Here is a 25,602-nt window from a genome sequence, read left to right as displayed (position 1 = left end):
CTTTTATCCATTGATCCGTTATGCTCTATTTACTGAGTTTTATGGATCCTTAAAACCTCAATTCTTTAAAAACGGAGGTTTTTTTACAATGACTGAAAAAGACAAAGAACTGATTGCTTTATTTCGCTATGGCCTGATTGCGCCATTGCTTACGGATACCGTCTCGTCCCACGCCGCTTATCTGGATGAGATCAGTGCCAAAACCCATGATGTTCCGCATTATGGCACGCGCACCTACAACCGCAAAACCCTGCTGGAATGGCTCCGTCTGTACCGGCGTCATGGTTTTGATGCGCTCAAGCCCAAGGTTCGGACAGACAAGGGTTCTTCCCGGGCTTTATCAGCGGAATCGACTAAACTGCTCCTTACGTTACGAACGGAAAACATCCATTTATCGGTGAAGTTGTTCCATGAGTGGCTCATTCATGAAGGGCACTTCACCAGCTCTGACTGTTCCTATTCCACAGTGTATCGGCTGCTGAAAAAACATCAGCTGTTAAAGCCATCCCAGACGGATACGGCTGACCGCCGCCGTTTTGCCCATGTTGATATCAACACCCTGTGGCAGACCGATGTTTCCCACGGCCCATATCTGACTCTTAACGGTAAAAAGCGCAAAACCTATCTGATCGCTTTTATCGATGATGCTTCCCGGCGAATTACCGGGGCTCAGTTCATGCTGGCTGAAAAGAATGAAGATCTCCTTCATGTCCTTAAATCTGCTTTACTTACCTGTGGCAAGCCCACCATGCTTTATGCTGATAATGGCAAGATTTTCCGTTCTCACCAACTGAATACTTCCTGTGCCACTCTGGGCATTGCACTGGTCAATACCAGACCTTACGATCCCAAAAGCAAAGGCAAAATCGAGCGCTTTTTCAAAACCGTCCGCAGTCGTTTTTATCCGCTTTTGACGGATTCCGACCTGATGGATCTGGATGTCCTCAACCAGCGCTTTGAGGCCTGGCTGGCCCGGGATTATCATCATAAGCTTCATTCAAGTCTCAATGAAGCACCGATGGTCTTTTATATGCGGGGGAGCGACCGAATCAAACATTTCTCTGATCCCCGGATCATTGATGAAGCCTTTCTGATCCGGGCAACCAGAAAGGTCAAGTCGGATGCCACCATTTCGCTGCACAACGCCCTTTTCGAAGCTTCGCCAATGTTTATCGGCAAGAGCGTGGATATCCGCTATCCCAATGAATGCCCTGATGAGATCTATCTTTATGAAAACAGTGTCCGGATTCTTACCTGCAAAAAAGTCATCATGGCGGACAATGCCATTGCCAAACGCAATAACAATGTTATCAGCTACAGCACGTTAGGCGGTGTTCCTCATGTATAAATCATTTTTCGGGTTCCGGCAGGCACCCTTTGACAAAAGCATTGATTCATCGATGCTCTTTCAGTCCGAAGCTTACAGGGAAGTTCTGGCCCGACTGGATTATCTCAAAACCACCAAAGGTTTTGGTCTGATTACCGGTGACCCCGGGGTTGGTAAAACATCGACCCTGCGGGTCTTTGCCGACAATTTGAATCCGTCCTTATATAAGGTCATGTATTTCCCGATGTCTTCCGGAACAACTATGGACTTTTACCGGGGTCTGGCCTTTTCGCTCGGGGAACAGCCGAAATTCCGCAAAGTGGAGCTGTTCTTTCAGATTCAGAACGCGATTATCGATCTTTATGATAAGCGCCGCATCACGCCTGTCTTTATCCTCGATGAGATGCAGTCGGCTTCAGCTCAGTTTCTTCACGATCTGAGCATCATTTTTAACTTTGACATGGACAAACGCAATCCTTTTATTCTGATACTCACCGGTTTACCAACGCTGGCCAACCGCCTGGCTTTAAACCAGAACCGTTCGCTGGATCAGCGGCTGGTGACCCGTTTTCATTTTTCACCACTGACACCGGATGAGGTCAGAGACTATATCAAACACCGCTTTAAACATGCCGGTGTTTCACGAAATCTGATCAACGAGAATGCTTATGCAGCTATTTCGTCTTCGACTGGCGGTTATCCTCGATTAGTCGGCAATCTCGTTACCCAATGTCTGATTCTCGCCTTTCAAAAGCAAACTGATCTCATCGATGAAGAGATTGTTTTTGCCGCTTCGGCAGAAGCCGGGATTTAACGCCTGACAGCGTTATCTCCCTTTTTTTCTGGAAAAATGGAACGTGATTATGTGATTAAAAACGAGATTTATATTCTTAATAAGCCATTATTTTCGCATTATTTCTTCCTTTTTCATCCGATTTATTGTGACTAATTCAGTCCGAAATAATGTGAAAATTTACACTACATAATCAAAGCCAATGGTGATGGGAAATACTACAAAACTACCGGCTGGGGCGAGACCATCGACAACCCTACGATACTCTGCTTTGATCTCATCTTCAGTAACATCGGGAAGCTCAAGAACTCCCTGATTATCAAATCCACCACAAAATGTTATTCGATCGCCAAATTCTTTTTTTAGGGCAACTAAATTTTTATTGCTTCCACCTTGTAATGTATCAATTGCATCAACCCCAATTTCAACCAGATCCTCTAAAATTGGCTCGATATGTCCACAAGAATGATGCTGATATAAGACACCTGATTCATGACAGGCTTCCACCATCCGCTTGAGATGAGGTTTAATTAATTTTCGCCATGTGTCCGGTGACATAAACATCCGATCTTTGGACCCATAGTCATCATGACCGTTAATTACATCAACTTTATAATACTTGGCAATTTTTTTAAAGTATTCTATTTTCCAGTCAGCCACTGCTTTAAAGTATTCGTAACACTCTTCAGGCTCAGTCGCCAAAGCAATCAGGGCATTTTCAAACCCCATCAGTGCATGAAGTCGCTCAAACGGACCATTAATGACCATGCATAAAACCAACTTATCTTCATCATAAGCACTTTTCCCATCAGCCATGGGAACAAGCCCAGCGCCTGCAACCAAGGCCATAAAGTCAGTATGAACATCAATATCCGCCTGTTTTTCCCAATCTATTTTTTCCAGGTCAGGAAAATTCACGTATTCTCGCCAGTCTGAAATCTCATCGAAGAGTATTTTTCCAGGTGTTGTCATCGGCGCATGAGCGTTTTCTACATAAGTCCATTCAACGCCAAATCCGTCCACACCTGATGTACTACCACAATATCGTTCCATTGACGGATTTGCCTGTATCATTGTTATGTCAGTAAAAAGTGTCGGGATATAAGCAGGAACGCCATGTTTATAGGCGATCAAGGCGTTCTCCCTGGGCGATAACTGTCTTTCTTCCATAAATAAAAGCCTCCTTAGAATAATCGATTTTAATATCATTATAACGATTACATAGAGGCTGTAAAATGCTTATAGCTGTTAGTCATCATGCCTTTTGAGCATAATAATTTTTTAGCAGGTTTAAAGCAAAATTATGATTTCCGTCCTTTAATATCACTAAAACGTTCTTCTAGTTCAAAGGGATATATTTTCACTACATCTGAATGTTTTAAAACCATATCTGTGTTCAAAAGAGCGCATCGCATTCCCGACTCGACCCATAAAAGCACATCCGCCATCGACTCAAGAAAATGCAATCGCGGATAAAAGCCCGCATTTTTAAGAAATGAGTTAATCACCAGTTCCACACCACTGGGACATTCTTCTTTTCTGACAATAGCCAGCGGTTCATCTTTAAAATCTGAAAAAGTAAGCTTTTCCTTTTTCGACAAAGGGTTTTTTATTGGCACAATAAAAGCTGGAATATTTTTTTTAATCCAAATTGTTTTAAGTTCTGGATATTCTTTGAGATGAAAATCAAAAGAAATGGAAGCATCCAGCCTGCCATTATTTAAATCTTCCAGCAGAGCGAAAAAACTTTTTCGGTGAAAAATAATCTCAATGTTGGGATGATTAATTTCAAAATAAGTGACCATTTGGGGGATAAAACTTTTAATTTCCAGCCCATCCACTATTCCAATATTTAGTACTCCAGCAATGCACTGACTGGCTAACGTGGCCTTTTTGACCGCCTGACCGTAATCATCAATAATTTTCGAAAATTCTTCATATAAAACAATTCCGGCTGGCGTTAATGTAAGGCCCTTATTACTTCTGATAAATAACAGTGTATTGAGTTCAGTTTCAATTTTTGAAATTTGTCTGCCTAAGGTTGGCTGAGTAATAAACAGGTTTTGAGCCGCTTTGGAGATATTGAGACATTTCGCTGTTTCCAGGAAATACTCTATTTGCGATATATTCATATTTAAATATCCTTCTAAACACTATCAAATCAGCAAAATACAAATGATAATTTGATAGTGTTCCAAAAATTTTCATTATTGAATCATCACAGTTTTTAATGAAGCTGCTAGGCTTTCTTGACAAACTCCGATTTTAAAGACATGGCGCCAAAGCCATCAATCTTGCAGTCAATGTTGTGATCGCCATCAACCAGGCGAATGTTCTTGACCTTTGTTCCTTTTTTAAGGTCCTGGGAACTGCCTTTGACTTTTAGATCTTTAATTAGAATAACGGTATCACCATCGCTTAAAATATTTCCGTTGGCATCTTTAATAGTTACTTCTTTTTCGGCCATAGAATCCACAGTCCATTCATGTGCACATTCCGGACATATAAGCAAAACACCGTCTTCATAAGTATATTCAGAATTACATTTTGGGCAATTAGGTAACTGTTCCATTAATTGTTCTCCATTCATTATTTTTCATTTGGGTTTTTCATACTATCATACTATTTAGAAAATAACAAGTTATTCGCCCTTATCTAAATCACAATAGCCTTAACCATGCCTCCCCTATTATAATGATACTAATTGATACTAGTTTGCTTCAAAGTGATTTTATCGAACTCATTATCGATATCCTGACTAAGTAATATCAATGCTAAATTTTAATCTCTTGTTTTCCACTGCGTTTTTATACTATAATGGAGATACACCATACCTGAATAGAGAGGACAAAAAATTGCACAAGTTAATTTATGACAATATTTTAGAAACCATCGGCAATACACCAATGGTTCGCATTAATCATTTAAACCCCAATCCCAACGTGGAAATTCTTGCCAAAGTTGAGGGCTTCAACCCTACCGGCAGTATTAAAGACCGGATTGCTCTAAAAATGCTGGAACAGGCTGAGGCAGAAGGTACGTTAACCAAAGACAAAATTATCATTGAACCAACCAGCGGTAATACCGGCATTGGTCTGGCTATGATTGGAGCCGTTAAGGGTTATCAGGTAGAAATCGTAATGAGCGAAGCCGTCTCAATCGAAAGACGAAAAATGATTCAGGCTTTTGGCGCTACCGTTACCCTAACATCACCCGATGAAGGAACCGACGGTGCAATTCGTAAGGTTCGGGAACTGACAGCGCAATATCCTGACCGCTACTTCAATCCTGACCAATTCAGCAATCAGTACAATAAACTGGCCCATTATACGACAACAGCCGAAGAAATCTGGGAGCAGACAGAGGGAAAAGTGACCCACCTGGTTTCTTCATTAGGGACTTCCGGAACCATTATGGGCATCGGCATGGGCCTGCGCAAACATAATCCAGATGTGAAAATTATCGAAGCCTTTCCTGAACTTGGACATTATATCCAGGGGCTTAAAAACATGGAAGAAGCTATCGTCCCAGCTTTGTATCAGCCTGAAGAAATTGATGAGCATATCATGATTGAATCAGAGGTTGCTTTCGAATATGCCCGACAAATTGTTAAACAGGAAGGGATCTTTGTCGGCATGAGTAGCGGTGCTGCCATGTTTGCCGCCGCCGAGGTAGCAAAGAAAATTGATTCTGGTCTAATAGTTGTCATCTTCCCTGATCGCGGTGAAAAATACCTAAGTACAGATTTGTTCAAACTGTAATTTTTATATTATTTGAAAAGTAATTCTAAATTATGAACGCAATAATGAAATCGGCAGCCATCTTTTTTGCATCAAAAAAATCAGTATAGGTCTTATGGACCATACTGATTTTTTGTGGGCAGTTTACCGACTCCCCCTTAAAGCTATTATAAAAAATTATAATGGCATAATGGTTTTACCGAATTCCTGGTTAATAATCTGAGCGACAGCATTGTAGAAAGCACAAAGACCGCAGAAAATTCCAACATATCCGGCAATAACGTGTACAGCCGAAGATTCAGTAAAATTTGCGACAGCCAGCAGTAAAAATAAAGCTGTAAGCGAACCAAATACGAATTGGGAAGTCCGATTGTGTTTTAGTGTTCCAAAAAACATAAAAACAGTGAATAGTCCCCAGAGTCCCAGATAAAAGCCTAAACTTAAAGAATCAGCGGCTTCAATAGTGGAAAAAGGATTTATCCAGATTATAACCAGTGACAACCAGAAGAAACCATACGCGGTAAAAGCAGTTGCACCAAAGGTATTGTTTTTCAGAAATTCCATGATTCCAGCGATAATCTGAGAGATACCACCGATAGTAATACCCATTGAGACGATAACAATAGAAAGTGGCAGAAATCCAGCATTGTGTAAATTTAAAAGAATTGTGGTCATGGCAAAACCGATTAGACCAAGAGGAGCTGGATTAGCAATGTTTGATTGATTTGACATGTTAAATGAGTTCCTTTCGAGATTTATTAAAATTAGTCAGACTTTTGATAGAATAACATCTTTTTAATAAAAATACAATGGATATTTTCAGCAGATAGTGGCTCTAAAAGAAATATTTATATTAAGCCTACAAAAAAGATTTAATGCATTTATGTTTGATCTTTTACAGTATAGAAAAATATTGCAGTGCTAAAAGCGCTTCACTGCGGATCGTGTGAAGCCTCCTGAATATCAAAGCACCCGGTTTTCAAAATGAAAATCGGGCGCTTTGCATACAAAGAGCGAAATATATAAAGTCTTTGACCTTCCATAGTGCCAGCTTATTCATATTTATACCAGCCTATTTAAATCGAATTTAGGGGATTTTACACTAGACACTTAGGATACTAATCTGAAGCTGAGTATAACGTCCAGTTACTTTTTATAAAGTTCATTAAACACCTAACTGTCATGAACATTTCTAGCGTCACAAAGACATAATGTATACACCGCCTATTATAAATTTTTATACTTTTCCACGGCAGCATTAATTGGTATAACGCCTTCCATAAAGCTTTCCGGACCTGCTCCGCTCATCAGTCTGAAGCCCATAAAGGCATAGCTGCCCTGCGGTCCGTAGGTTTCCATACAGCGTTTGACCTCTGTATCCATTTCTTCCTGAGTTGCTGTTTCCAGTCCTGGTTTTCCATTCGTATCGTATCCGCCGATAACTGAAATTTGCGAACCATATTTTTTTTGTATTCCTACAATATCGTTCATCGGCTGGGCCGAAGACCAGCCAACTGTACCAATTTCCACATAATCTGGAATGACCGCTTCAACACAGCCACAGGTATGGATAAAAGGAATGATATCCAAAGATTTAATGGCATCGTTTAGGCGTTTATGCTCAGGTTTAATCAATTCACGATAAGTAACCGGCGACATAAACAAACTCTTTTCCGTCGCAATATCATCAAAATTGGTGATAATGTCCGGTTTAAAGTGTTTAGCAATTCGTTCAACCAAATTGATCTTATAATCAGTGATTGCAGAAAATAAGGCCTGGCAGGCTTCGGGCTCCTCAACCATGGCACACAAAGCGTTCTCAAATCCCATCAGATGCGTCAATCTTAAAAACTGTCCATTCCAAATACCATATTCAACGACACGTTGATCGCGGTCTGCCCCCATAATCCCAAACTGCATAGCCGCACTGCCTTCCCAGTCAACGGCATCAAGCTCGGGGAAAGTCACCAGATCTTCCCAGGCCGTTACATCTTCAAGAACTGGCTTCCCACCTGGAACCGGTTGTCCGCCAGCCGATTCAGTCGCATGCCAGGTCACTCCAAAGCCATCAAGTCCTCCTCCTAGCGGGCCATTCTCAAAAACTTCAAAAGATCCTCCAACCAATATTACATCACTCATTTCGTTGGGAACCCATTCTGGTTTCTTATGTTCAACAGTAGCCATTAAAAAATTCTCTCGTGGTGTAAGCATTTCTATACCTCCGTAATCATTTTCATTGTAATTTTTTCTAATTATATCGATATTTTTACGAAATGTATATACAGCACAATAGCAGTTTTTTTTCTTAACTTATCCTACACATTGTAGGTCTTTTGAAAATTTCGCTTGCATATTAAAAACCACTGACCTAAAATGAATACTAAAGCTCAACAGTCATTACTCGGTCCGCCAAACTAATTATAACCTGTTTATACAAAATTCAATTTTTATAGAAAGGCTCCGCTATGAATCTGTCTCAGGATATCATCTACTACCAGCTGCAAAAGAAATTTTCTCTGCGCTACCTAAAAAAAAGCAGTCAAAATTCAAGTTATTCTCGACCAGTTTTTTGGGAACCAGCTATTGAAGATTCTAATTTAACGCTTCTGGTCGATTCCAAGGATTTTAACGACCAATTACCGGCTAAATCACTGTTCATTCTTACTCAGCCACCACTTTTCGACCTGACACATATTGACGCTACGATCCTTCTTATCGACACCAAACTCTCAATGCATACGCTTTTTAATACACTGCAAAAGATATTCAATCTGTTTGATCACTGGGATGCCCACCTTCAGAAGTCGGTCTTTGAAAACGGCAATTACCAGGATCAGATTAACAGCTGTGAACAGGTTTTAGATGAGTGGATTATGCTGGTCGATCATAAATTTCACTATGCTGCCTTTTCAAAGGCCTGCGAAGAACTTTTTGATGACACGGTCATTGATGAACACTACAATATGCCCATCGATGCGGTCAACGATTTTATTTCTGATCAGAAATTTCAGGCCCTTTATGACGAACGTGATATTTTTCTTTATGAGGCTATCACTCCTGATGGAACAGACCAAATGTTATGCCGCAACTTTTTTAACCAGAACACCTATGCCGGACGACTCATTATTATGCTGGTAACTGGTCGAGATGAATTTTTGAAAGCCTATATCCGTTCTATTCTGGAACACTTATATTATTATAGTAACTTGCTTTTTGAAAAATATCAGTCTTTGGATATTAAATATATTGTTTTGAACAATATGCGGGAGCCGCTAATCAATCTACTGAATGACTTACAAAATCCAATCGGCCAATGGGAACGAATTGCCTTGGAAAACGGCTGGAAGAAGGCCGATTCACTGCAGCTGCTCCAGTTTTCTTCAAAAGCATCTTATACAATGAATATTTACAGCGAATTCTTAGGTTTTGAAATCGAATCCCAATGGCCGGGATGCATCTCGCTTTTTTTTGATGAAAAACTATTACTATTAATTAACCTCAATTTATACAAACAATCCTGTAAAAATGATTTTTACCAGCAGCTTCCTTTATTTCTGCGAGAAAGTCTATTGATTGCTGGGCTAAGCCGAATTTTTGACGATATCAATGGTTTAAAAACAGCTTATCAGCAAACAAAAATTGCCCTTGAAACAGGAAAGATTCATGCTTCAACAGCCTGGATTCATTATTTTGATGATTTCGCTTATTATCAAATGCTCAAAAATTGCACCGGCCACTTTAATGATCAGCAGATTTGCAATCCTAAGCTACTTGAACTTAAAGCCTACGATGACCGTAAGCACACTGAATACTATCAGACCTTGTCTATTTATTTTCAATGCCGTCTCAACGCCTCTCTAACGGCAAAAACCTTACATATTCATCGCAGCTCGCTGCTGACTCGCCTGGAACGGATGAAAAAACTGTTTGATATTGATTTAGAATCTAATCATGAACTGCTCTACCTTCTGCTTTCCTGGCAGGTACTGGAAGAAAATCAGTAGTACTTATTAAAACACCAACAATTGCATAAAGAAGAAAGGACTAAAACAAATGTTTAGCTCCTTTCTTCTTTTGTTTAAATGCTTATGTAACCCTAGTTTATTAAATTAATATTTTGCAGATTAATTCCTCTGAAATTTAACAAAACTTTATCCAATTCTAACATTAATAGAAATCTTTTTTTACAGCAGAATGCTAGACTTGTTATGGAGGTGAAGACTATGTTTTTTGCAACCCATATACATATTGGCCAGTTTTTGTATGAGCAGTTGAATAAACAGGAGTTTGATAGTTTTCAAATCATCAAGTCCGCATTCGTATATGGCAATGTTAAGCCCGATATTACAAAAATGCTTTTTCTGAAACACCAATTTTCTCACATCTATGATTTGTTTTGTAATCAGGTTTATACAGTAAAAGATACTTCCCTCAGCGACTGGGATCGGTCTGTCGCTCTGGGAGTCGTTGCTCATTTTCTTTGTGACTTCTTTTGTAAATTCCACGCCAAGAACCCATATAATGAATCGTCCAAATGGACTCATTTCTGGTATGAATGGGATCTCCACATCACCGTTCTGCAGGATCTGATTAACAGAAATCCATCTGAAAAGCAGACTATCGCTGATCCTTTTAAGTACCAGGTCAGTTTTTCAAATATAAACGGCCAAATTGATGGCTTTGTCCAGGGTGATCCTGATTTTCAATATCTTGTTGACTTAATCAACCGTTATTGTATTAAAGAAGAACATACAGTCGTTGATAAGGACTTTGCCTTTTATGCAATCAATAAAACTTTTGAAAAAATCTTCGGATTTGAACTATTTATGAGCAGAGAAAATGAAATGCAGAAAGCCAGTTATACTCCTTCACCGGATGAGGAATTCTTGAAACGAAAGGCAGTGGTTTAGAAGATTAATACGAGAACAGCAATCTTTACAATAACTTTTTTACCGCAAGTCAATGGTGTAAACAATACTCTGGGACGTATGGTTGCTATTTTAAATCAAAAAACGCTGAATACATCTTTATCACACCGGATCAGAAAAATGATATTCCCAGTTCCAGTCCCCGTGATAAATCATTCGCTTATTCATGCCACCATCAACATTTATGGTTTCACCTGTAATAAAATCCTGTTCTGACAAAAAAAGTACCATCTGCGAAATATCCTCAGGTCTTCCAACTTTCCCGGCTGGTATCGCCGATTTGTCAGTGTGGCTGTGTTCATCACATCCATCCACCTCAATCCACCCCGGTGCTATGCCATTGACCAAAACTTCTGGCCCCAATGAAATGGCCAGTGCGTGTGTCAGCGCCACAATCCCTCCTTTGGCACTGGCATAAGCTTCCGTATCCGGTTCTGACTGAAAAGCCCGGGTTGAGGCAATATTTATAATTTTACCTTTATTCCGGGTTAGTTCTTCACGACAAAGCCGACTAAGTTCATAAGGAGCTTTTAAGCCCACTGCCAATACATAATCAAAGTCCTCATAGCTAAGATCCGATAATATTCCACTATTTCCTTTGCATGCGTTATTGACCAGTACGTCTATTTTTTTTATTTTTTCTTTAGCGTATATTACAAATTCTCTCAAACTATCCGGGTTCGCAACATCGCCATAAAAAAAGTACAGATCTGAGTACTGATCTGCAAAGCTCTTGCCTGCATCCTCGTTAAAATCGATAAAACAAACCTGTTCACCTTTATTTAGGAAATCCAAGCAGATTTGGCGACCAATACCATGAGCACCCCCGGTTACAACAACTCCTCTTTTCATAGTTTCTCCTTGTATAATATCAATAATCAGCTTTTTCTCAGTTTATCTTCTGAATACAGTAAGCAACGATCTGAAAAACCTGCCGGAGGAATGCCAAGTCCCTGATTCAATCGAGCCCAGTAATTAACGCTGGCAATGGTACTGGCCAGCATGACGATTTCTCTTTCTGAGAATTCACGAGTCAGGTTACTGATAAATCGTTCAGAGAAATTTGGTGGGGTTATAGATAGACTGACCGCGTACTCCAGCGCCAGAAGCTCTCGCAGGCTGAAGGAATTGACATCCTGAATATCTCGTTTCCCCTGCAGCACTTCCAGTTCTTCGTCGGTGATGCCATTCTTTTCAATCCCAACAGCGTTCATATCGATACAAAACCTGCAGGAGCAAATCAACGATGCCTGCAGTCTGACTAGATTTAAGAGCCTTTGTACCTCTTCATTTTTCCCTTTTGCTGTCAATATCTCAAGAACGCCAGAACCGATGGCTGCTCGTGGATACCAGGTCAAAAGACGGGCCGGCAATAGATCTTTCCCGGTTTCTTTTTTAGCAATTAATAGCCCCAGCCGAAATAATAATGGGATTTTTTTCGGCGGATTGATAAATGTATTTTTGATAGCAACCTCTTCAATGGAAACATTTTCTCTTTCTTTTTTCATAACTAACCTCCGTTTTTGAATTCATACAACTCCGACTATTTGATCAATAATTATCGACATTTTTAATAATCCATTGATTTATTTACGCAGATTCTCCTCAACTCTAAATGCTACGATTTTTTTGATCAGCTCAATCGGCATCGGCTCATCGATGGGAAACTGAACCGAGCCTTTCGCACTTTTGTAACCCGACAGTTCCTCTTTAAATGCTTCAATCCCCGAAGGTGCGGGATAAAATCCAATATGTTTTTTATAAGCCGCAAAATGGACCAGGTTCCCATTTAAATAAAAAGTTGGCATCTGATAAGAGATTTTTTCCATTGCTTGTGGCGCCTGCACAGCAATCGCCTGCCTGATCTGTTCAAGCATGAGCTGTACTGATTCCGGAAATTGTGAAATGTAGGCATCAATTGTTTTGAATTTTTCGACTGTCATCATCTTCCCCTTTTCTAATAGTCTTACACTGCTATTAATACCCGCTTTCAGATGAAAGTCTTCATTAAATTTGTTCCTGTTCTGCAATTAAAATCGATCTTAGATATAATGGCACTTTCCTCCACCTATTGAATACTTATATTAATTTTCTTTTTCTCTGTTTATTCCTGATATAAATGCCTATAAATCTTATATAATCTATGTCTTACCGATTTCTCCAGGACAAATTCATTCTGAATTTATTTTTAAATTAATTGCTTAAAACAAGGCTTCCTGGAAAATCAAAAATCCGAAAAAGATACACTTTACGCAAAAATCTACAAACGGAGGATTAGCAAATGGAAACCAAACAATTATTCAGAGTCAGAAAGTCAGTAAGAGACTACACCGGAAAATTATCTGAAGAAGCCCTGCAGTCGGTACTGGATGCTGCTCAGCTCTCGCCTGTCGGTAGGGGGGATTTTAAATCTATGCACCTGACCGTCATTCGCAACAAATCACTTCTAGCTGATATTGAAAAAAATGCTGGTGAATTTTTCGATGACACCAGCCGACAAATTCTTTACGGTGCCCCTTGCCTGATTCTAGTTTCAACTATTCTGGGCGATGTCAAGACCATCAATGTTCCCTATTCTAATGCGGCTATCATGGCCAATAATATGGCCTTAGCTGCAATCGATTCTAATATTGGGAGCTGCCTGATCTGGGGGGCAGTTATGGCAATGATCTATAATCCAGACCTTCTTAAAAAGCTGGAGCTGCCTGAAGGCTTTTTACCCTGCTGTGGCGTTGTTCTAGGTGAGACTGATGAGAATTTTAAGGAAAGAACCGTTCCGCTCAATCGGATTGCGGTTGAATATATATAAGAATCAACACGCTTGAATATCTAAAAGAGAAGGGGAAATCAGACCAAGCAGTTTCCCCTTCTTCATTACCTATTCAAATTTAAAAAGCAACTGAAAATCACGTAATTACTCTTTCTTTTCTTTTTCATCCTTTTCATCAGGAATCTGACAGGTTGGAAAGCTTTCTGGATAACCGGCTTCCTTTTCTTTTTTAATCAGATAGTAAGAAGTTTCAGCTGTAACTTTAAACAATCCCATCATTATATGTTGACTTTATATAACAACTACACCCTTATTGCATGTTCATTCTACTACAACATTCTCTTTCTTATAGTTTGCTATGCTTCAATCATTATACCGATCAACAAGTTGTCCGATGCTGTCATACAGCTCTGCCGGATCACTCTGACTATTATTCCAGGTACCACCGCCATCGAGCCAGTGGAAATCAATGCCGGTACTGTTCGCCGAATCTCCAACCTTAACCGAAGCACCTGGCTCTAAGCTGAAATCCGGAAAGATAAATGACTGGTTCCCTCTCACGGAAACAATTTTCCAGTCAGTCAGATCAACCGCATCAGTGCCGGTATTTTTAATTATAATATATTCGGCTTTTTTATCCAGCTCACTAATAAAAACGTCGGAATCTTTCTCTTCAGACAATTCTGCTGTACCATTAAGCTCTTCATTCACCTCATCCGGGTTTACATTGTCAAATTCATCATGAATCACTTCACCCTTTAAAGTATAAGTATAAGAATAATGGCTTGGAATCTGCGTCGTTGTTGAAGGATACGTGATAATCGCCGTAAAATCTGTACAACCTCCAGCATCTCTGATAACTTTTTCCATATATGCCTGGTCGCCATCACGATTTAGTGTACTTTCCTGTGGTGTAATATTATAGGCATTGGAAACGCCGCCAAGAGAATCTGCAATCACATGACCTTCATCCAGTGTTGGGCTCTCAACACCAGGAACCTTAGCTTCATCCGAATAATAACGACCCGTTGAAAGAACCGGCTCTATATCATCATCCTGTAAAATTATTTCTTCTGCGGTCACTTTGACCAGTTGACCATATTCATTGGTAAAGGCCCAGTATTCCCTATCCCCATAGCCAACATCAACAACCACATTTGCTTCACGTTCACCAGATAAATCTCCACCATCGACTTCGATTAGTGTATATCCCGCGAAATCCGCTCCATTATCAAGCGCAGAAAAATCACATCCTGCCGATATAAATAAAGATAATATAATTAAAATGAATACTGCTGTCTTTTTCAACTCTATCCTTTTATACATAACTTTGTTTTTTTTCATATTTAGTTCCTTTAATTGATTAGTCCCAGTAACTTTACAGATCATTATAAATTGTTCACTTTTGTTTAAATCCGCTTAAAATCAAATTTATCAAATAAGGTTCTTATTATTCAAGATTCCACGTTTCTAATTCTCGAAGACATTCCGAAACTGTAATCGGCTGAAAAAAGACTTTATCATTTTCATAGTCTGCACTGATCTTCATTTTCCGGGCAATTGTTTTTTCGTTATCCTTCACCGTCAGTTTCAGCATTTCCTGCATCACTTCATCAGAAAATGACCAGTCAACGATTGGATAATATCCTTCATAGACAGACTGATTAGAACGTCTTATCTGAATCATATGACTGCGCATCAAAACCCCTTTTGTCAGCAATATGTTTAACTCATCGATTTTCTCTCTATAACCATAAAATGCATTCATCAGATTCTCCTTCTTATTCTTTAATCAATCACTATAAAAGTTCAAACAAGCTTTATCTATCATTTTTTTCAATATAAACCTCTATTTTATTATAGGGTTTAATTTCTAAAATGACAAGTGTCGATAACTGGTCGCACAAATTTTTTTGAGTTCACAACTTGACGATTTTTTTGAAATCTATTATACTGACTTTACTAAAAATTCTTCACAAATATAAGTTGACCATAAATGGGCAGTTGAAAAAATTTCATCACATTTGTCGAAAAGCTAAGGTGATGATGCTTTTCAATTGCCTTGAATTTTTTAACATCAACACTACTCTAACTCCATATCTCAAGATATAGTGTGAAATATAAGAAATCACCGATATTGATTCTTAAATTTGAAAAAGAAAGAAGGACTATTTTGACAAACAGCCAATTAATCAGACGTTTTATTCCCTACTACCAAAAATATAAGTGGATCCTGGTGCTGGATCTTTTTTGCGCAACCTTAACCACCATGTGCGACCTGATTCTACCTCTAATCGTACGCTATATCACCAACTCTGCTATTAACGACCTGTCCGCTCTAACTATTTCGACCATTCTCAAATTGGGGCTTCTCTATTTAATTCTTAGGCTAATTGACGGCGTAGCAAACTATTTTATGGCCGATATCGGCCATGTAATGGGTGCTCGAATTGAAACCGATATGCGACGTGACCTCTTCTCCCATCTGCAAAAGCTGCCCTTTTCTTTTTATAGTGACACCAAGATCGGCCAGCTGATGTCTCGAATTACTACAGACCTTTTTGATGTTACCGAATTTGCTCATCACTGTCCCGAAGAATTCTTCATCGCTGCCTTAAAAATCGGAATGGCCTTTGCCATCCTCGGTTCAATCAATATTTGGCTGACTTTAATCGTCTTTATGGCTTTGCCGGTAATGCTTTTTGCCACCACTCATTTCAGACGACAGATGCGTAAACAAATGATGCGCACCCGGATTCAGACTGGAGAGATCAATGCTCAGGTAGAAGACAGTCTGCTGGGTATTCGGGTGGTCAAGTCTTTTGCTAATGAAAATATTGAGGAAATCAAATTCGACTTTGGCAACAGCCAATTTCTTGACATCAAGAAAAAAACCTATCGCTATTTTGCGGGATTTCAGACAACAACTCGACTTTTTGACGGACTAATGTATTTGCTGGTGGTGGTTTTTGGTGGAATCTTCATGGTTCAGGATGCCATTAATCCCGGCGATTATGTGGCCTACCTGATGTATGTCACGACACTTTTAACTTCAATTCGCCGAATTGTCGAATTTGCCGAACAGTTTCAACGGGGAATGACCGGCTTTGAACGTTTTGTCGAAATTCTTGATCAGCCTACAGAATATGAAAATCTGGAAAATGAAGTCCCACTTAAAAATGTAATAGGCGAGATTACTTTTGACCAGGTCAGCTTCCACTACAATGATGGTGCTGACGAAGTCCTCTCAAATATTGCTTTTAACGTTAATGCGGGTCAGAACGTTGCCATAGTCGGACCTTCCGGAAGTGGTAAAACAACCCTCTGTCATCTGATCCCCCGCTTCTATAATGTTACCAGCGGGAAAATTTTAATCGATGATCAGGATATCAAAACCCTAACCCTTGATTCACTTCGTTCTCAAATCGGCGTTGTCCAGCAAGATGTCTATCTCTTTGCCGGTTCAGTCTATGATAATATTGTTTACGGCAGACTGGATGCTGATCGGGAGGCAGTCATTGATGCTGCCCGTCTGGCCGGAGCCGATGAATTTATTAAAAAACTCCCAGACGGTTACGACACCTATATCGGGGAGCGCGGAATTAAATTATCTGGCGGCCAGAAGCAGCGTATCAGTATTGCCCGGGTATTTTTGAAAAACCCACCAATTCTGATTCTGGATGAAGCCACTTCAGCACTTGATAATGAAAGCGAACGAATTATTCAGGCGTCCTTAAAAGAATTGACTAAAGGTCGCACTACTCTAACAATTGCCCATCGCCTGACTACCATTAAAAACGCCGACCATATCCTGGTTCTGACAGAAGACGGAATTGTTGAGCAAGGCTCTCATACCCAACTTTTAAAAGAAGAAGGGCTCTATTACGATCTCTATCAGATGTATCGGGAACTGGATGAGCTTAATGAGGAATTTTAAGCGACCTCATTTCTATATTTTTCCTCGATTTTTAAATTATTTTTTGAGCACAGGTTTTTATCTGCATGAATAATGTTAATTAAACGCCGGCCAACCATTCAAGAAGGGCCAATTCAATAACCAGAATAAAAAATGTCAGACATAATCCAAAACCAATATTTCGGGCGATTTCTTTTTTTCCTGCAATCATCAACACAAATGCAACCAGTATTCCAGCACCTAGGCCAAAAAATCCGCCTATAAAAAGGTTGTTGGAAATCTCTGAAACAGAAATTTCACCAGCAGTATTATGAATAATCTGGACCACAACTGAAACTAAAGCAAGAACAAAAGATAAAATCATTACGCCAAGGCCAAATAGACGGGCATGTTTCGTGTCCGTCGAACGGGGTCTGAAAAGATAAGCTAAAACCCCAATCAACACTGACAAAGGAATTATTATAATCATCTGCTTAGCTCCTTTTCTTTCTTCAATTCAATATATTTAACGTTCTCTTCTTACTAATTTATACCACTCTTATGCCGGTTTTATCATCTATTTATGGTCTCAATAATACTTTTACAAATTCATTTTCCCTATCTTTTCTTTGTAATAAAATACTTGACATAAACATCAATCAGTGAGTAAATTTTATTAACAACAATTTTCAGGAGGAGCAGAGTTATGAATAATAAAAAATGGTCAACCACTGGAATCGAAACCTCACAGCTGGGTTTTGGCTGTATGCGTCTGCCCGTACAGGCAGATGGAAAAATAGACGAAGCTTTAGCCACAAAGATGCTTGACAAGGCCTATGCGGCTGGTATCAATTACTATGATACCGCTTACGTCTACCATAATGGTGAAAGCGAAAGCTTTTTAGGCAAGTGGATGAAAAATCAGGAACGGGAAAAACTCTATGTAACCACGAAGATGCCTATGATGATTATTCAAAGTCTTGATCAGGCTAAAGCAATTTTTGAAGAACAGTTACAAAGGCTTCAAACTGACTACATCGACTGTTATCTGATGCACGGCCTGAATGAAAACTTTTTTAAAACTGCAAAAGATCTGGGTATCATTGATTATGCCGAAAAATTAAAAAAAGAAGGAAAAATTAAAGCATTAGGTTTTTCATTCCACGATAATTACAAAACTTTCGAGGAGATTATAAATTATCGAGACTGGGATTTGTGTCAGATTCAGTTAAACTACATGGATGTAGACATTCAAGCCGGACTGAAAGGCAGTCAACTGGCAACCCAAAAGGGAATTCCCTTAATCATAATGGAACCGCTAAAAGGCGGTTCGCTTACCAATTTACCAGATGATATTGCTGTTTTTCTGAAAGAAATTGACCCCGCCTCTTCGCTGGCCTCTTTTGCCTTCAGATGGTTTGCGGATCTGGAAACTGCAGTAATTTTAAGTGGAATGTCGACAATGGAACAGCTTGATGAAAATCTTCAAATCTTTGAGAATCTGACGCCACTGGGTAAGGATGAAAAAAATGCCATCGAAAAAATACGAACAATTATTGGTCAAAAGGTTAATAACGGCTGCACTGCCTGCCGTTATTGTATGCCATGCCCGGCCGGAGTCGATATTCCCCAAAACTTTTCATTATGGAATGATTATGGGATGTATCATGATGACGGCTTAGTTAAACGCCGATGGGGTGGCTTTATGCCTGACAGTGTAAAAGCCAAGCACTGTATTGACTGCGGAAAATGCGAAGAATTATGCCCGCAAGAACTCAGGATTCGGGCAGACCTGGCCAAACTTCAAAAAGAGTTTGATGCTGTTTGCGGTATAACCGACTAGTATATCAGACTGTTTACTTTTTAAGTCGAATTTAAAACCGTCAGCCTTAAAGACTGGCGTTTTTTTTATTACTTAAGGGGTTAAGTATAGAAGACAAATATTTAAATAATTCATACCATTGGTTTTTTTTGCATTAAAAACTCACTGCTTTTATAAACTAAAACTGCAACAAAGCTGCCAATTAGCGCACCACACAAAACATCCGATAGATAATGAACGCCTACATATAGTCTTGAAAAAGCTATCAGGGTCGCTAAAATCAAAGCCGGAACCCCAAATTTTTTGGGCAGATTCAAAAATATTGTGACTGCTGCAGTGAAAGAAGAACCACTGTGGCCTGATGGAAATGAATATGTATTTTGTTTTTCTATCAGATATTGAAGGCCGGGAACCACTTCATAGGGTCTGGGTCTAGCCACAAGATTTTTTAATAGCACTTCGTCAATCAGCGAAGTAATCGCTAAGGCTGCAATAATCATGATTCCGACCTTCCGGGTATTTTCAGAAATCATTAAGAGCATCGCTGTAATAATCCAGATAACACCAGCATTTCCAAGTTTTGTTATCATTATAAAGAAGGGCGTTAAAAAATCATTACGGACACTTTCCTGAATCCATATTAAAATATTCTGATCTAATGTTATTAAAAATGGAAGCATTTTTTTCATCTCCAAAGGTTTTTAACAAAGTATAGCTGTTTTTTATTGAACTGTCGATGCTATTTCTAAATATTTTCTAAACTTTATCCTAATCCATATTAATTGCTAAAGACCCTTAAAAGGCTGGCAATACTTTCTGCCAAACCTTCAATAATCCCTACCATCACTGGTATTGCACCAAAGACTGCCGTCAGATAGATCGGAATAATCGGATAAACCATTTATGAACTGATGTCAGAAAAAAACTGATATTCCAATTAATACTCTATTATTCATTTGATCATCTTCCCGTTCATCACACATCTATATTTATAATGAACCGTTCCGCTGCTACTCCTCAGTTTTCACGCTAAAAACAGGTTCTCTTCACCTGATCTTCACATTCAAAAACGATTTCTGTGATAATCTATAGATAACAGTATGTATAAAAAAAAATCTATAGCCCTAGCTTTTCTTTATTTTTTTAAATCTATTAAGGAGGATACCATGAACATTTCAGCGATTTCGTCAACGTCATCAAGCTCCAGCACAACGACAACGACCACCACTACAACCACTATTAAAAATCTGGAGAACCAGATCAGGATACTCCAGAAGAAAATCACCAAAATCAACTCAGGTAACGGTGATACTGAAACCAAACAAACCCAGGTCGAACTGGTTCAGTCTCAGATACAGCAGCTGGAATCAAGAATTGCTCAGATTGAAAAACAACAGGCACAAAAAACTGCCAGCGAGCAACAGGCCACTACTGCAACTACAGAACAAACCACCAGCACCCAGACAAAACCAGTTGAAAACATTCTGGATGTTTATGCTTAAAATTCTAATTTATTTAAACCTTTCTTCCATGACAAAAGCATCGTTCTCTATCAACGGTGTTTTTGTCATTTTTTTTGCAAACCATTTTTATATATTACCACTTTTATCTCATCGTACGAAAAATCTGCTGGCAAAGCTTCCTTAATGCTCTTTAGGCCATCCAGTCCGACCTCTTTAATGATATCCAAAACTTTAACTTCCCGCGCATTTTCTACCAACCCAGACCAGTCGACACACTCCCCTTCATCCGCACAACGGCAGAGATGACCAAGAATCGTCGTTTCTGTGTAGCCCCGTTCTTTTGCAATTTCAGGAATAGATCTACCTTCTTTAAACAGTTCAAAACTGATAATATTTGACGATCTTTTTTTAACCTGCGTCCCCTTAATTTTAGTATCCTGTTCAGCTTCTGATCTTTGTTCAACCGGTTCAGGTCTGACACGGGCTTTGACTGAGTGGTCATTAGTGTAGTCTTTTATTATTTTAATAAATAAATCGCCATAAGTCTCAAAGCGTTTTTGTCCAGCTCCATTGATTAATAAAAAATCTGCCTGATCCACCGGAAAATAAGCGGCCATTTCTTTTAAGCTGGAATCCGGAAAAATAACATAAGGGGGCAGTCCTTTTTCTCTGGCAATCTCTGATCTGAGGCTTCTCAAATTTTCAAACAATTTATTGTCATAATCTTCTGAGACTGCAGTATTCCTGTTTTTTTCAGTTTGTTTGCGGTTAGAAGAACTTGAAGTGACTATCAGCTGCTTTTTAAGAAAAATCTGTTCTTCCCCTTTCAATACACGGCGAGCGTTATTAGTCAGTTTAAGAACAGGATAATCATCTGCTGTAATCATAATATATCCTTTAGCCACCAGGGTCATAATAATTTCCCGCAGGTATTCGGGTCGACTTTCTTTCATGATTCCATAAGTTGAAAGGGATTCAAATCCTAAATCCAACACCCTTTTGTTTTTTGATCCGCGAAGAACCGCAATCACCATATTAAGCCCAAAACGTTTGTTCATCCGATAGATACATGACATTACCTTCTGAGCTTCTATTGTAATATCAAGCGACTCAGACTGATCCAAACAATTCCCGCAGTGACCACATTTTTCATAATCGGCATTTTCACCAAAATACTCAAGAATTTTTCTTCTCAAACATTCATCAGTATGGCAGTAGTCTACCAGATACTGCAGGTTTTCAAAAAGAATCTTTTCACGTTCGGGTGATGTGTTATTAAGACCAATTAACTGCTTCTGCCTGACAATATCTGATGGCGAATACAATATCGTACAATGGCAAATTTCTCCATCTCGGCCGCCGCGACCAGCCTCCTGATAATAGGCCTCCATATTCTGGGGCATATTATAATGAATAATAAAACGGACATCAGGTTTATTAATTCCCATCCCAAAGGCATTCGTTGCCACCATTACATCAATTTCATCATTGATAAACGCCTGCTGACTCTTAGCCCGATTTTCCGCACTCATGCCACCATGATATGCAGCCACAGAAATTTTCATCTGTTTAAGCTTCTCAGTAACACTTTCAACGGCTTTGCGGGTGGCACAATAGATAATCCCGGACTGATTGGGAAATTCCTGAATCGTTGTTTCGATAAATGATAACTTATCACCTGTTTTTACTACCCTATATAAAAGATTTGGCCGATCGAATCCAATAATTGATTCCACCGGATTTTCAAGTTCTAATAACTTTTTGATCTCTTCTGTCACCTTTTGGGTCGCTGTAGCCGTATAAGCTGCTACCACCGGTCGGGGAGATATTTTTTTAATAAAGCCGGGTATATCGCGATAACTAGGTCTGAAATCATGGCCCCACTGGCTGATGCAGTGGGCCTCATCTACAGCTAATAACACAATTGAAGTCTTTTCGACAAGCTGCAAAAACTCCGGATCATTAAGCCTTTCGGGCGCAATATACAATAATTTGTACTGACTTTTTCGAACCCCCTCTAATCGGCGCAAATAAGTAGACTGGTCAAGACTACTGTTTAAAAATGTTGCTGAAATACCCATCTCTATCAGAGCGTCAACCTGATCCTTCATCAAAGATATCAGTGGTGAAATTACAATTGTAAGGCCTTCAAGCGTCACCGCAGGCAGCTGATAACATAGCGATTTCCCGCCACCTGTTGGCATTATGCCCAAAACATCCTGGCCATTAACTACCGCTCTGACTATTTTTTCCTGTCCTACTTTAAAGGTCTGATAGCCAAAATATTTGCTTAGATTTTTTTCGAGGGTCATTATTGCCTTCTTTCCATAATACTTCAGAATTTTCGCCTATTTAACCAATATATCACGAATTTCCGGGAAATCAAAACTCAAATTATTCCGATTTAAAATCCGAAAATTATTCTGTTCCGCATTTCCACCATTATCCCACCATATTAACTCAACATTATTTTGATCTGCTTTGTTTTTAAAATAATTTAACCAGACAAGTCTTGCTTCAAGATTATCTTTATCCAGCGCGCCAAATTCTGTAATAACTACCGGAATTTCCTGTTCCAGAAAAAGCTCCTTAAGATTTTCAAACAGCTCATCGATGTCGTTGGTATCTTCGGGATTCCCGGTACTCCAAGTATTTCTGCCTTCCTGATTCAAAGCAAAGTCATATGGAATATAGGCATGTACCGATACGATCAGATATTCGTCATCAGGCAATGATATTGCCTCTAATGCTGCCCTTTGAAATGATGCACAATAACCAGGCAGTAAGAGATAACGAGACTCATTACCACCTCCAGATTCACGAATTACTTTTACAAATTGTGCATTTAACTCATTGACAGTTTGTCGGGCCGATTCAGTTCCTGCAGTCCATTCATCAGCAGTACCAATCAGTCTTGGTTCATTCATCGATTCGAATAAAAGATGGTCATCATAATCCTTAAAAAACTCCGCGAGCTGTTGCCAGACTATAGTTAATGTTGAACTCGCTATCTCCTTATTTTCGATAGACGGCATTAACCAGTCATCATGATGAACATTTATGATCACATACATTCCTTCATCGATCCCATAGTCAACCACTTCTTTCACCCGACTAAGAAATGCTTGATCAATATTCCCCGATGCATCCATATGCTCCGACCAGCTGACAGGCACTCTAAGTGTAGAAAAACCGGCTTCATGAACAGCCCTTATCATTTCCCTGGTTGTAACCGGATTTCCCCAATATGTTTCTATACCCGATATATCTTCGCCTGACAGCCCAGTATGGGCAACATCCAGTGAATTACCCAGATTCCATCCTGAACCCATTTTTTCGACAAAACTGAGTCCTTCGCTTTTTTCAGGATTCCCGATCTCCTTTGCAAACTCATTTTCCTGGACACTTTCATTTTCATTAACGATTTGACTTTGATCAGATTGAATTCCACAACTACAGCATAATAAAAGAATCGCAGCCAAAAATAAGCACATTGTTTTTAACTTAAACCATGTCTGTTTGAACACGTCGCAAAGCCCTCCTTCTATATCTTTTAGCAATTTCATTAAAAGTATATTAAGTTTATTCTAACCTGATTAGTAAAAAAATTACAACTATTCTTTTTTACTCATTTCAACTCACATCAAAAACCAAGCCAGATATCTAACTAATCTTCACTTTCATTCCCAATAAAAAGCCGCCAAATTGCGGCAGCCATTTTTAAAAATTCCTAAAATCTATTTTATTAGTCAATCATCATTTTACCAAAAGTACCGTAATCAGCAACCATCTGTTCATAAACTGCTTCTCCCAAAAGATTTTCAGAGACTTCATCCATGATCTGGTCCGGTTCCACATCGGTAAATTTATCGGGATATAGTACCTTGCCAATATAATAGGCATCAGCAATGGCCACTTCGATGTTTGTCCCGTAAAGGATATACGGCAAGATATTATAAACTTCACCGTTCTTAAATGCTTCCAGGGCCTCATAATATTCTGAATTAGCAGCCGTATTTTCATAGACCTTTTCAATTCCATCATAATCAATAAAAATAGTATTCGGATTCCATTCAAGAAGTTGTTCCTTATCAATCATCAAGCTGCCAGAGGTTCCCGTCTCATCTACTACATTTTTGGCACTCACGGCCACAAAAGGCGGATACTCCGCTCTGGTGCTCTCTATCCCCTGTGGCCCTTTAGATCCTAAAGCGCCTACATAACTGGTTAATTTCGTCGATTCTTCAATACCTTCGGTTCGCATATTCAGATCTTTTTCATAGTCTTTTATAGATGCAATGATTTCTTCACTTTTCCCGCTATTACCAGTTACATCCCCTATCAGTTCCAGGGATTGATATAAAGTATCATCGAACAAGCATGTTGATCCGCTAATTAAGGCCACTACCGGAATACCTGTCTTCGACTGCAGTTCATCAGCAGTAGATGCATCTGTTGCCAGAGTTGTAAAAATTACATCTGGTTCAACCGACAGAATTTGTTCCGGATCAATTGTAGCATTTGGACCACCTGTTCCAATAACCGGTAATTCTAAAAACAGTTCCCTATTAGCTATGACATAAGGTTTTCCCACAAAAGATTTCTGATCAATTTCTTCGATACCCACCAAATCTTCAACATTTCCGACATAAGTATAAAGCCTTAGTGCACCGACACCGATAGCCACTGCCGTTTCTGGAACACTCCCAAATTCAACTGTTCTACCAGTTACATCCGTAACCGCAAAGCCACCTTCTGTTGTTTGACTTTCTGTTGTTTCCGCGGTTGTACAACCTGACAAAGCAAATACCATCACCATTACCAGCACGATCGAAATAAATCTTATTCTTTTCATCTCTTCTCC

26 protein-coding genes are annotated in these 25,602 nt (G+C 39.3%); 9 read left to right on the top strand and 17 right to left on the bottom strand.

Going from position 1 to position 25,602, the window contains the following annotated elements; translation table 11 throughout:
• The first annotated feature begins 88 nt into the window (after positions 1-88).
• Together Q5O24_02295 and Q5O24_02290 are read left to right on the top strand one after the other, a co-directional pair.
• A complete protein-coding gene (locus Q5O24_02295) occupies positions 89-1,348 on the top strand; it encodes a DDE-type integrase/transposase/recombinase (GenBank protein WKY48184.1) in 1,260 nt (419 codons plus the stop codon).
• Positions 1,341-2,141: an AAA family ATPase gene (locus Q5O24_02290; GenBank protein WKY48183.1), complete on the top strand. Its 801-nt coding sequence runs from the start codon at positions 1,341-1,343 to the stop codon at positions 2,139-2,141. Before Q5O24_02295 ends, Q5O24_02290 begins: the two co-directional genes overlap by 8 nt.
• Before the next feature lie 159 nt (positions 2,142-2,300).
• Here the strand turns inward: Q5O24_02290 and Q5O24_02285 are convergent, their stop codons facing one another.
• From Q5O24_02285 to Q5O24_02275, 3 genes are all read right to left on the bottom strand, one after another.
• A complete protein-coding gene (locus Q5O24_02285; protein ID WKY48182.1) occupies positions 2,301-3,290 on the bottom strand; it encodes a uroporphyrinogen decarboxylase family protein in 990 nt (329 codons plus the stop codon).
• 131 nt (positions 3,291-3,421) lie between these two features.
• Positions 3,422-4,252, bottom strand: coding sequence for a LysR family transcriptional regulator (locus Q5O24_02280; GenBank protein ID WKY48181.1), 831 nt, complete (start codon positions 4,250-4,252; stop codon positions 3,422-3,424).
• Between the two features lie 107 nt (positions 4,253-4,359).
• Positions 4,360-4,692: a zinc ribbon domain-containing protein YjdM gene (locus tag Q5O24_02275; GenBank protein ID WKY48180.1), complete on the bottom strand. Its 333-nt coding sequence runs from the start codon at positions 4,690-4,692 to the stop codon at positions 4,360-4,362.
• 295 nt (positions 4,693-4,987) lie between these two features.
• Between Q5O24_02275 and Q5O24_02270 the strand changes: the two genes are divergently transcribed.
• Entirely contained in the window at positions 4,988-5,881 is an 894-nt protein-coding gene (locus tag Q5O24_02270) for a cysteine synthase family protein (protein WKY49194.1), read from the top strand.
• 156 nt (positions 5,882-6,037) lie between these two features.
• Here the strand turns inward: Q5O24_02270 and Q5O24_02265 are convergent, their stop codons facing one another.
• Both Q5O24_02265 and Q5O24_02260 read right to left on the bottom strand, forming a co-directional pair.
• Positions 6,038-6,592: an acetate uptake transporter gene (locus Q5O24_02265; protein WKY48179.1), complete on the bottom strand. Its 555-nt coding sequence runs from the start codon at positions 6,590-6,592 to the stop codon at positions 6,038-6,040.
• 495 nt (positions 6,593-7,087) lie between these two features.
• Positions 7,088-8,071, bottom strand: a complete 984-nt coding sequence (locus Q5O24_02260; protein ID WKY48178.1) for a uroporphyrinogen decarboxylase family protein — start codon at positions 8,069-8,071, stop codon at positions 7,088-7,090.
• A 254-nt stretch (positions 8,072-8,325) separates the two neighbouring features.
• On the opposite strand from Q5O24_02260, the gene Q5O24_02255 reads away from it, so the two are divergent.
• Both Q5O24_02255 and Q5O24_02250 read left to right on the top strand, forming a co-directional pair.
• A complete protein-coding gene (locus tag Q5O24_02255; GenBank protein WKY48177.1) occupies positions 8,326-9,864 on the top strand; it encodes a helix-turn-helix domain-containing protein in 1,539 nt (512 codons plus the stop codon).
• A gap of 219 nt (positions 9,865-10,083) precedes the next feature.
• Positions 10,084-10,770 carry a zinc dependent phospholipase C family protein gene (locus Q5O24_02250; GenBank protein WKY48176.1) on the top strand — a complete coding sequence of 229 codons (687 nt, stop codon included), beginning with the start codon at positions 10,084-10,086 and terminating at the stop codon, positions 10,768-10,770.
• A 120-nt stretch (positions 10,771-10,890) separates the two neighbouring features.
• Here the strand turns inward: Q5O24_02250 and Q5O24_02245 are convergent, their stop codons facing one another.
• The 3 genes from Q5O24_02245 to Q5O24_02235 form a co-directional block, all read right to left on the bottom strand.
• The gene (locus Q5O24_02245) at positions 10,891-11,640 is read right to left on the bottom strand and encodes an SDR family oxidoreductase (protein WKY48175.1); all 750 of its coding nucleotides are present in this window, start codon (positions 11,638-11,640) and stop codon (positions 10,891-10,893) included.
• Positions 11,641-11,666: 26 nt separating this feature from the next.
• On the bottom strand, positions 11,667-12,296 hold the full coding sequence (locus tag Q5O24_02240; protein ID WKY48174.1) for a carboxymuconolactone decarboxylase family protein: 630 nt from the start codon (positions 12,294-12,296) through the stop codon (positions 11,667-11,669).
• Between the two features lie 78 nt (positions 12,297-12,374).
• Positions 12,375-12,731 (bottom strand): DUF1801 domain-containing protein, encoded by a 357-nt coding sequence (locus tag Q5O24_02235; protein WKY48173.1) that lies wholly within the window; start codon positions 12,729-12,731, stop codon positions 12,375-12,377.
• 338 nt (positions 12,732-13,069) lie between these two features.
• On the opposite strand from Q5O24_02235, the gene Q5O24_02230 reads away from it, so the two are divergent.
• Positions 13,070-13,597 carry a nitroreductase family protein gene (locus tag Q5O24_02230; protein WKY48172.1) on the top strand — a complete coding sequence of 176 codons (528 nt, stop codon included), beginning with the start codon at positions 13,070-13,072 and terminating at the stop codon, positions 13,595-13,597.
• Positions 13,598-13,702: 105 nt separating this feature from the next.
• On the opposite strand, the gene Q5O24_02225 is transcribed toward Q5O24_02230, so the two are convergent.
• From Q5O24_02225 to Q5O24_02215, 3 genes are all read right to left on the bottom strand, one after another.
• Entirely contained in the window at positions 13,703-13,837 is a 135-nt protein-coding gene (locus Q5O24_02225) for a hypothetical protein (protein ID WKY48171.1), read from the bottom strand.
• An 84-nt stretch (positions 13,838-13,921) separates the two neighbouring features.
• Positions 13,922-14,902 (bottom strand): lamin tail domain-containing protein, encoded by a 981-nt coding sequence (locus Q5O24_02220; GenBank protein WKY48170.1) that lies wholly within the window; start codon positions 14,900-14,902, stop codon positions 13,922-13,924.
• Between the two features lie 106 nt (positions 14,903-15,008).
• Positions 15,009-15,326, bottom strand: coding sequence for a hypothetical protein (locus tag Q5O24_02215; protein WKY48169.1), 318 nt, complete (start codon positions 15,324-15,326; stop codon positions 15,009-15,011).
• A 405-nt stretch (positions 15,327-15,731) separates the two neighbouring features.
• Here Q5O24_02215 and Q5O24_02210 point away from each other — a divergent pair, with 405 nt between their 5' ends.
• Positions 15,732-17,495 (top strand): ABC transporter ATP-binding protein, encoded by a 1,764-nt coding sequence (locus tag Q5O24_02210; protein WKY48168.1) that lies wholly within the window; start codon positions 15,732-15,734, stop codon positions 17,493-17,495.
• 79 nt (positions 17,496-17,574) lie between these two features.
• On the opposite strand, the gene Q5O24_02205 is transcribed toward Q5O24_02210, so the two are convergent.
• Positions 17,575-17,943, bottom strand: coding sequence for a hypothetical protein (locus Q5O24_02205; GenBank protein WKY48167.1), 369 nt, complete (start codon positions 17,941-17,943; stop codon positions 17,575-17,577).
• A gap of 216 nt (positions 17,944-18,159) precedes the next feature.
• Between Q5O24_02205 and Q5O24_02200 the strand changes: the two genes are divergently transcribed.
• The gene (locus Q5O24_02200) at positions 18,160-19,296 is read left to right on the top strand and encodes an aldo/keto reductase (GenBank protein ID WKY48166.1); all 1,137 of its coding nucleotides are present in this window, start codon (positions 18,160-18,162) and stop codon (positions 19,294-19,296) included.
• Between the two features lie 110 nt (positions 19,297-19,406).
• Here Q5O24_02200 and Q5O24_02195 read toward each other — a convergent pair whose 3' ends face one another.
• Complete coding sequence (locus Q5O24_02195) at positions 19,407-19,955, bottom strand: phosphatase PAP2 family protein (GenBank protein ID WKY49193.1); 549 nt, start codon at positions 19,953-19,955, stop codon at positions 19,407-19,409.
• Positions 19,956-20,053: 98 nt separating this feature from the next.
• On the bottom strand, positions 20,054-20,176 hold the full coding sequence (locus tag Q5O24_02190) for a hypothetical protein (protein WKY48165.1): 123 nt from the start codon (positions 20,174-20,176) through the stop codon (positions 20,054-20,056).
• A gap of 265 nt (positions 20,177-20,441) precedes the next feature.
• Between Q5O24_02190 and Q5O24_02185 the strand changes: the two genes are divergently transcribed.
• The gene (locus tag Q5O24_02185; GenBank protein ID WKY48164.1) at positions 20,442-20,777 is read left to right on the top strand and encodes a FlxA-like family protein; all 336 of its coding nucleotides are present in this window, start codon (positions 20,442-20,444) and stop codon (positions 20,775-20,777) included.
• Positions 20,778-20,842: 65 nt separating this feature from the next.
• On the opposite strand, the gene recQ is transcribed toward Q5O24_02185, so the two are convergent.
• The 3 genes from recQ to Q5O24_02170 form a co-directional block, all read right to left on the bottom strand.
• Complete coding sequence (recQ, locus tag Q5O24_02180; GenBank protein WKY48163.1) at positions 20,843-23,050, bottom strand: DNA helicase RecQ; 2,208 nt, start codon at positions 23,048-23,050, stop codon at positions 20,843-20,845.
• A 36-nt stretch (positions 23,051-23,086) separates the two neighbouring features.
• Positions 23,087-24,265: a glycoside hydrolase family 5 protein gene (locus Q5O24_02175; protein ID WKY48162.1), complete on the bottom strand. Its 1,179-nt coding sequence runs from the start codon at positions 24,263-24,265 to the stop codon at positions 23,087-23,089.
• A gap of 218 nt (positions 24,266-24,483) precedes the next feature.
• A complete protein-coding gene (locus tag Q5O24_02170) occupies positions 24,484-25,593 on the bottom strand; it encodes an iron ABC transporter substrate-binding protein (protein ID WKY48161.1) in 1,110 nt (369 codons plus the stop codon).
• Positions 25,594-25,602 lie beyond the last annotated feature (9 nt).

This window comes from Eubacteriaceae bacterium ES3 (assembly GCA_030586155.1).
Taxonomy (GTDB): Bacteria; Bacillota; Clostridia; order Eubacteriales; family Eubacteriaceae; genus Acetobacterium.
This window is presented reverse-complemented; position numbering and strand designations above follow the sequence as displayed.

Excerpts from the sequence above, each read along its gene's own strand:
- Q5O24_02295 (WKY48184.1), top strand. The coding sequence starts at position 89 with ATGACTGAAAAAGACAAAGAACTGATTGCTTTATTTCGCTATGGCCTG.
- Q5O24_02290 (WKY48183.1), top strand. The coding sequence starts at position 1,341 with ATGTATAAATCATTTTTCGGGTTCCGGCAGGCACCCTTTGACAAAAGC.
- Q5O24_02285 (WKY48182.1), bottom strand. The coding sequence starts at position 3,290 with ATGGAAGAAAGACAGTTATCGCCCAGGGAGAACGCCTTGATCGCCTAT.
- Q5O24_02280 (WKY48181.1), bottom strand. The coding sequence starts at position 4,252 with ATGAATATATCGCAAATAGAGTATTTCCTGGAAACAGCGAAATGTCTC.
- Q5O24_02275 (WKY48180.1), bottom strand. The coding sequence starts at position 4,692 with ATGGAACAGTTACCTAATTGCCCAAAATGTAATTCTGAATATACTTAT.
- Q5O24_02265 (WKY48179.1), bottom strand. The coding sequence starts at position 6,592 with ATGTCAAATCAATCAAACATTGCTAATCCAGCTCCTCTTGGTCTAATC.
- Q5O24_02260 (WKY48178.1), bottom strand. The coding sequence starts at position 8,071 with ATGCTTACACCACGAGAGAATTTTTTAATGGCTACTGTTGAACATAAG.
- Q5O24_02255 (WKY48177.1), top strand. The coding sequence starts at position 8,326 with ATGAATCTGTCTCAGGATATCATCTACTACCAGCTGCAAAAGAAATTT.
- Q5O24_02250 (WKY48176.1), top strand. The coding sequence starts at position 10,084 with ATGTTTTTTGCAACCCATATACATATTGGCCAGTTTTTGTATGAGCAG.
- Q5O24_02245 (WKY48175.1), bottom strand. The coding sequence starts at position 11,640 with ATGAAAAGAGGAGTTGTTGTAACCGGGGGTGCTCATGGTATTGGTCGC.
- Q5O24_02240 (WKY48174.1), bottom strand. The coding sequence starts at position 12,296 with ATGAAAAAAGAAAGAGAAAATGTTTCCATTGAAGAGGTTGCTATCAAA.
- Q5O24_02235 (WKY48173.1), bottom strand. The coding sequence starts at position 12,731 with ATGACAGTCGAAAAATTCAAAACAATTGATGCCTACATTTCACAATTT.
- Q5O24_02230 (WKY48172.1), top strand. The coding sequence starts at position 13,070 with ATGGAAACCAAACAATTATTCAGAGTCAGAAAGTCAGTAAGAGACTAC.
- Q5O24_02225 (WKY48171.1), bottom strand. The coding sequence starts at position 13,837 with ATGATGGGATTGTTTAAAGTTACAGCTGAAACTTCTTACTATCTGATT.
- Q5O24_02220 (WKY48170.1), bottom strand. The coding sequence starts at position 14,902 with ATGAAAAAAAACAAAGTTATGTATAAAAGGATAGAGTTGAAAAAGACA.
- Q5O24_02215 (WKY48169.1), bottom strand. The coding sequence starts at position 15,326 with ATGAATGCATTTTATGGTTATAGAGAGAAAATCGATGAGTTAAACATA.
- Q5O24_02205 (WKY48167.1), bottom strand. The coding sequence starts at position 17,943 with ATGATTATAATAATTCCTTTGTCAGTGTTGATTGGGGTTTTAGCTTAT.
- Q5O24_02200 (WKY48166.1), top strand. The coding sequence starts at position 18,160 with ATGAATAATAAAAAATGGTCAACCACTGGAATCGAAACCTCACAGCTG.
- Q5O24_02195 (WKY49193.1), bottom strand. The coding sequence starts at position 19,955 with ATGCTTCCATTTTTAATAACATTAGATCAGAATATTTTAATATGGATT.
- Q5O24_02190 (WKY48165.1), bottom strand. The coding sequence starts at position 20,176 with ATGGTTTATCCGATTATTCCGATCTATCTGACGGCAGTCTTTGGTGCA.
- Q5O24_02185 (WKY48164.1), top strand. The coding sequence starts at position 20,442 with ATGAACATTTCAGCGATTTCGTCAACGTCATCAAGCTCCAGCACAACG.
- recQ (WKY48163.1), bottom strand. The coding sequence starts at position 23,050 with ATGACCCTCGAAAAAAATCTAAGCAAATATTTTGGCTATCAGACCTTT.
- Q5O24_02170 (WKY48161.1), bottom strand. The coding sequence starts at position 25,593 with ATGAAAAGAATAAGATTTATTTCGATCGTGCTGGTAATGGTGATGGTA.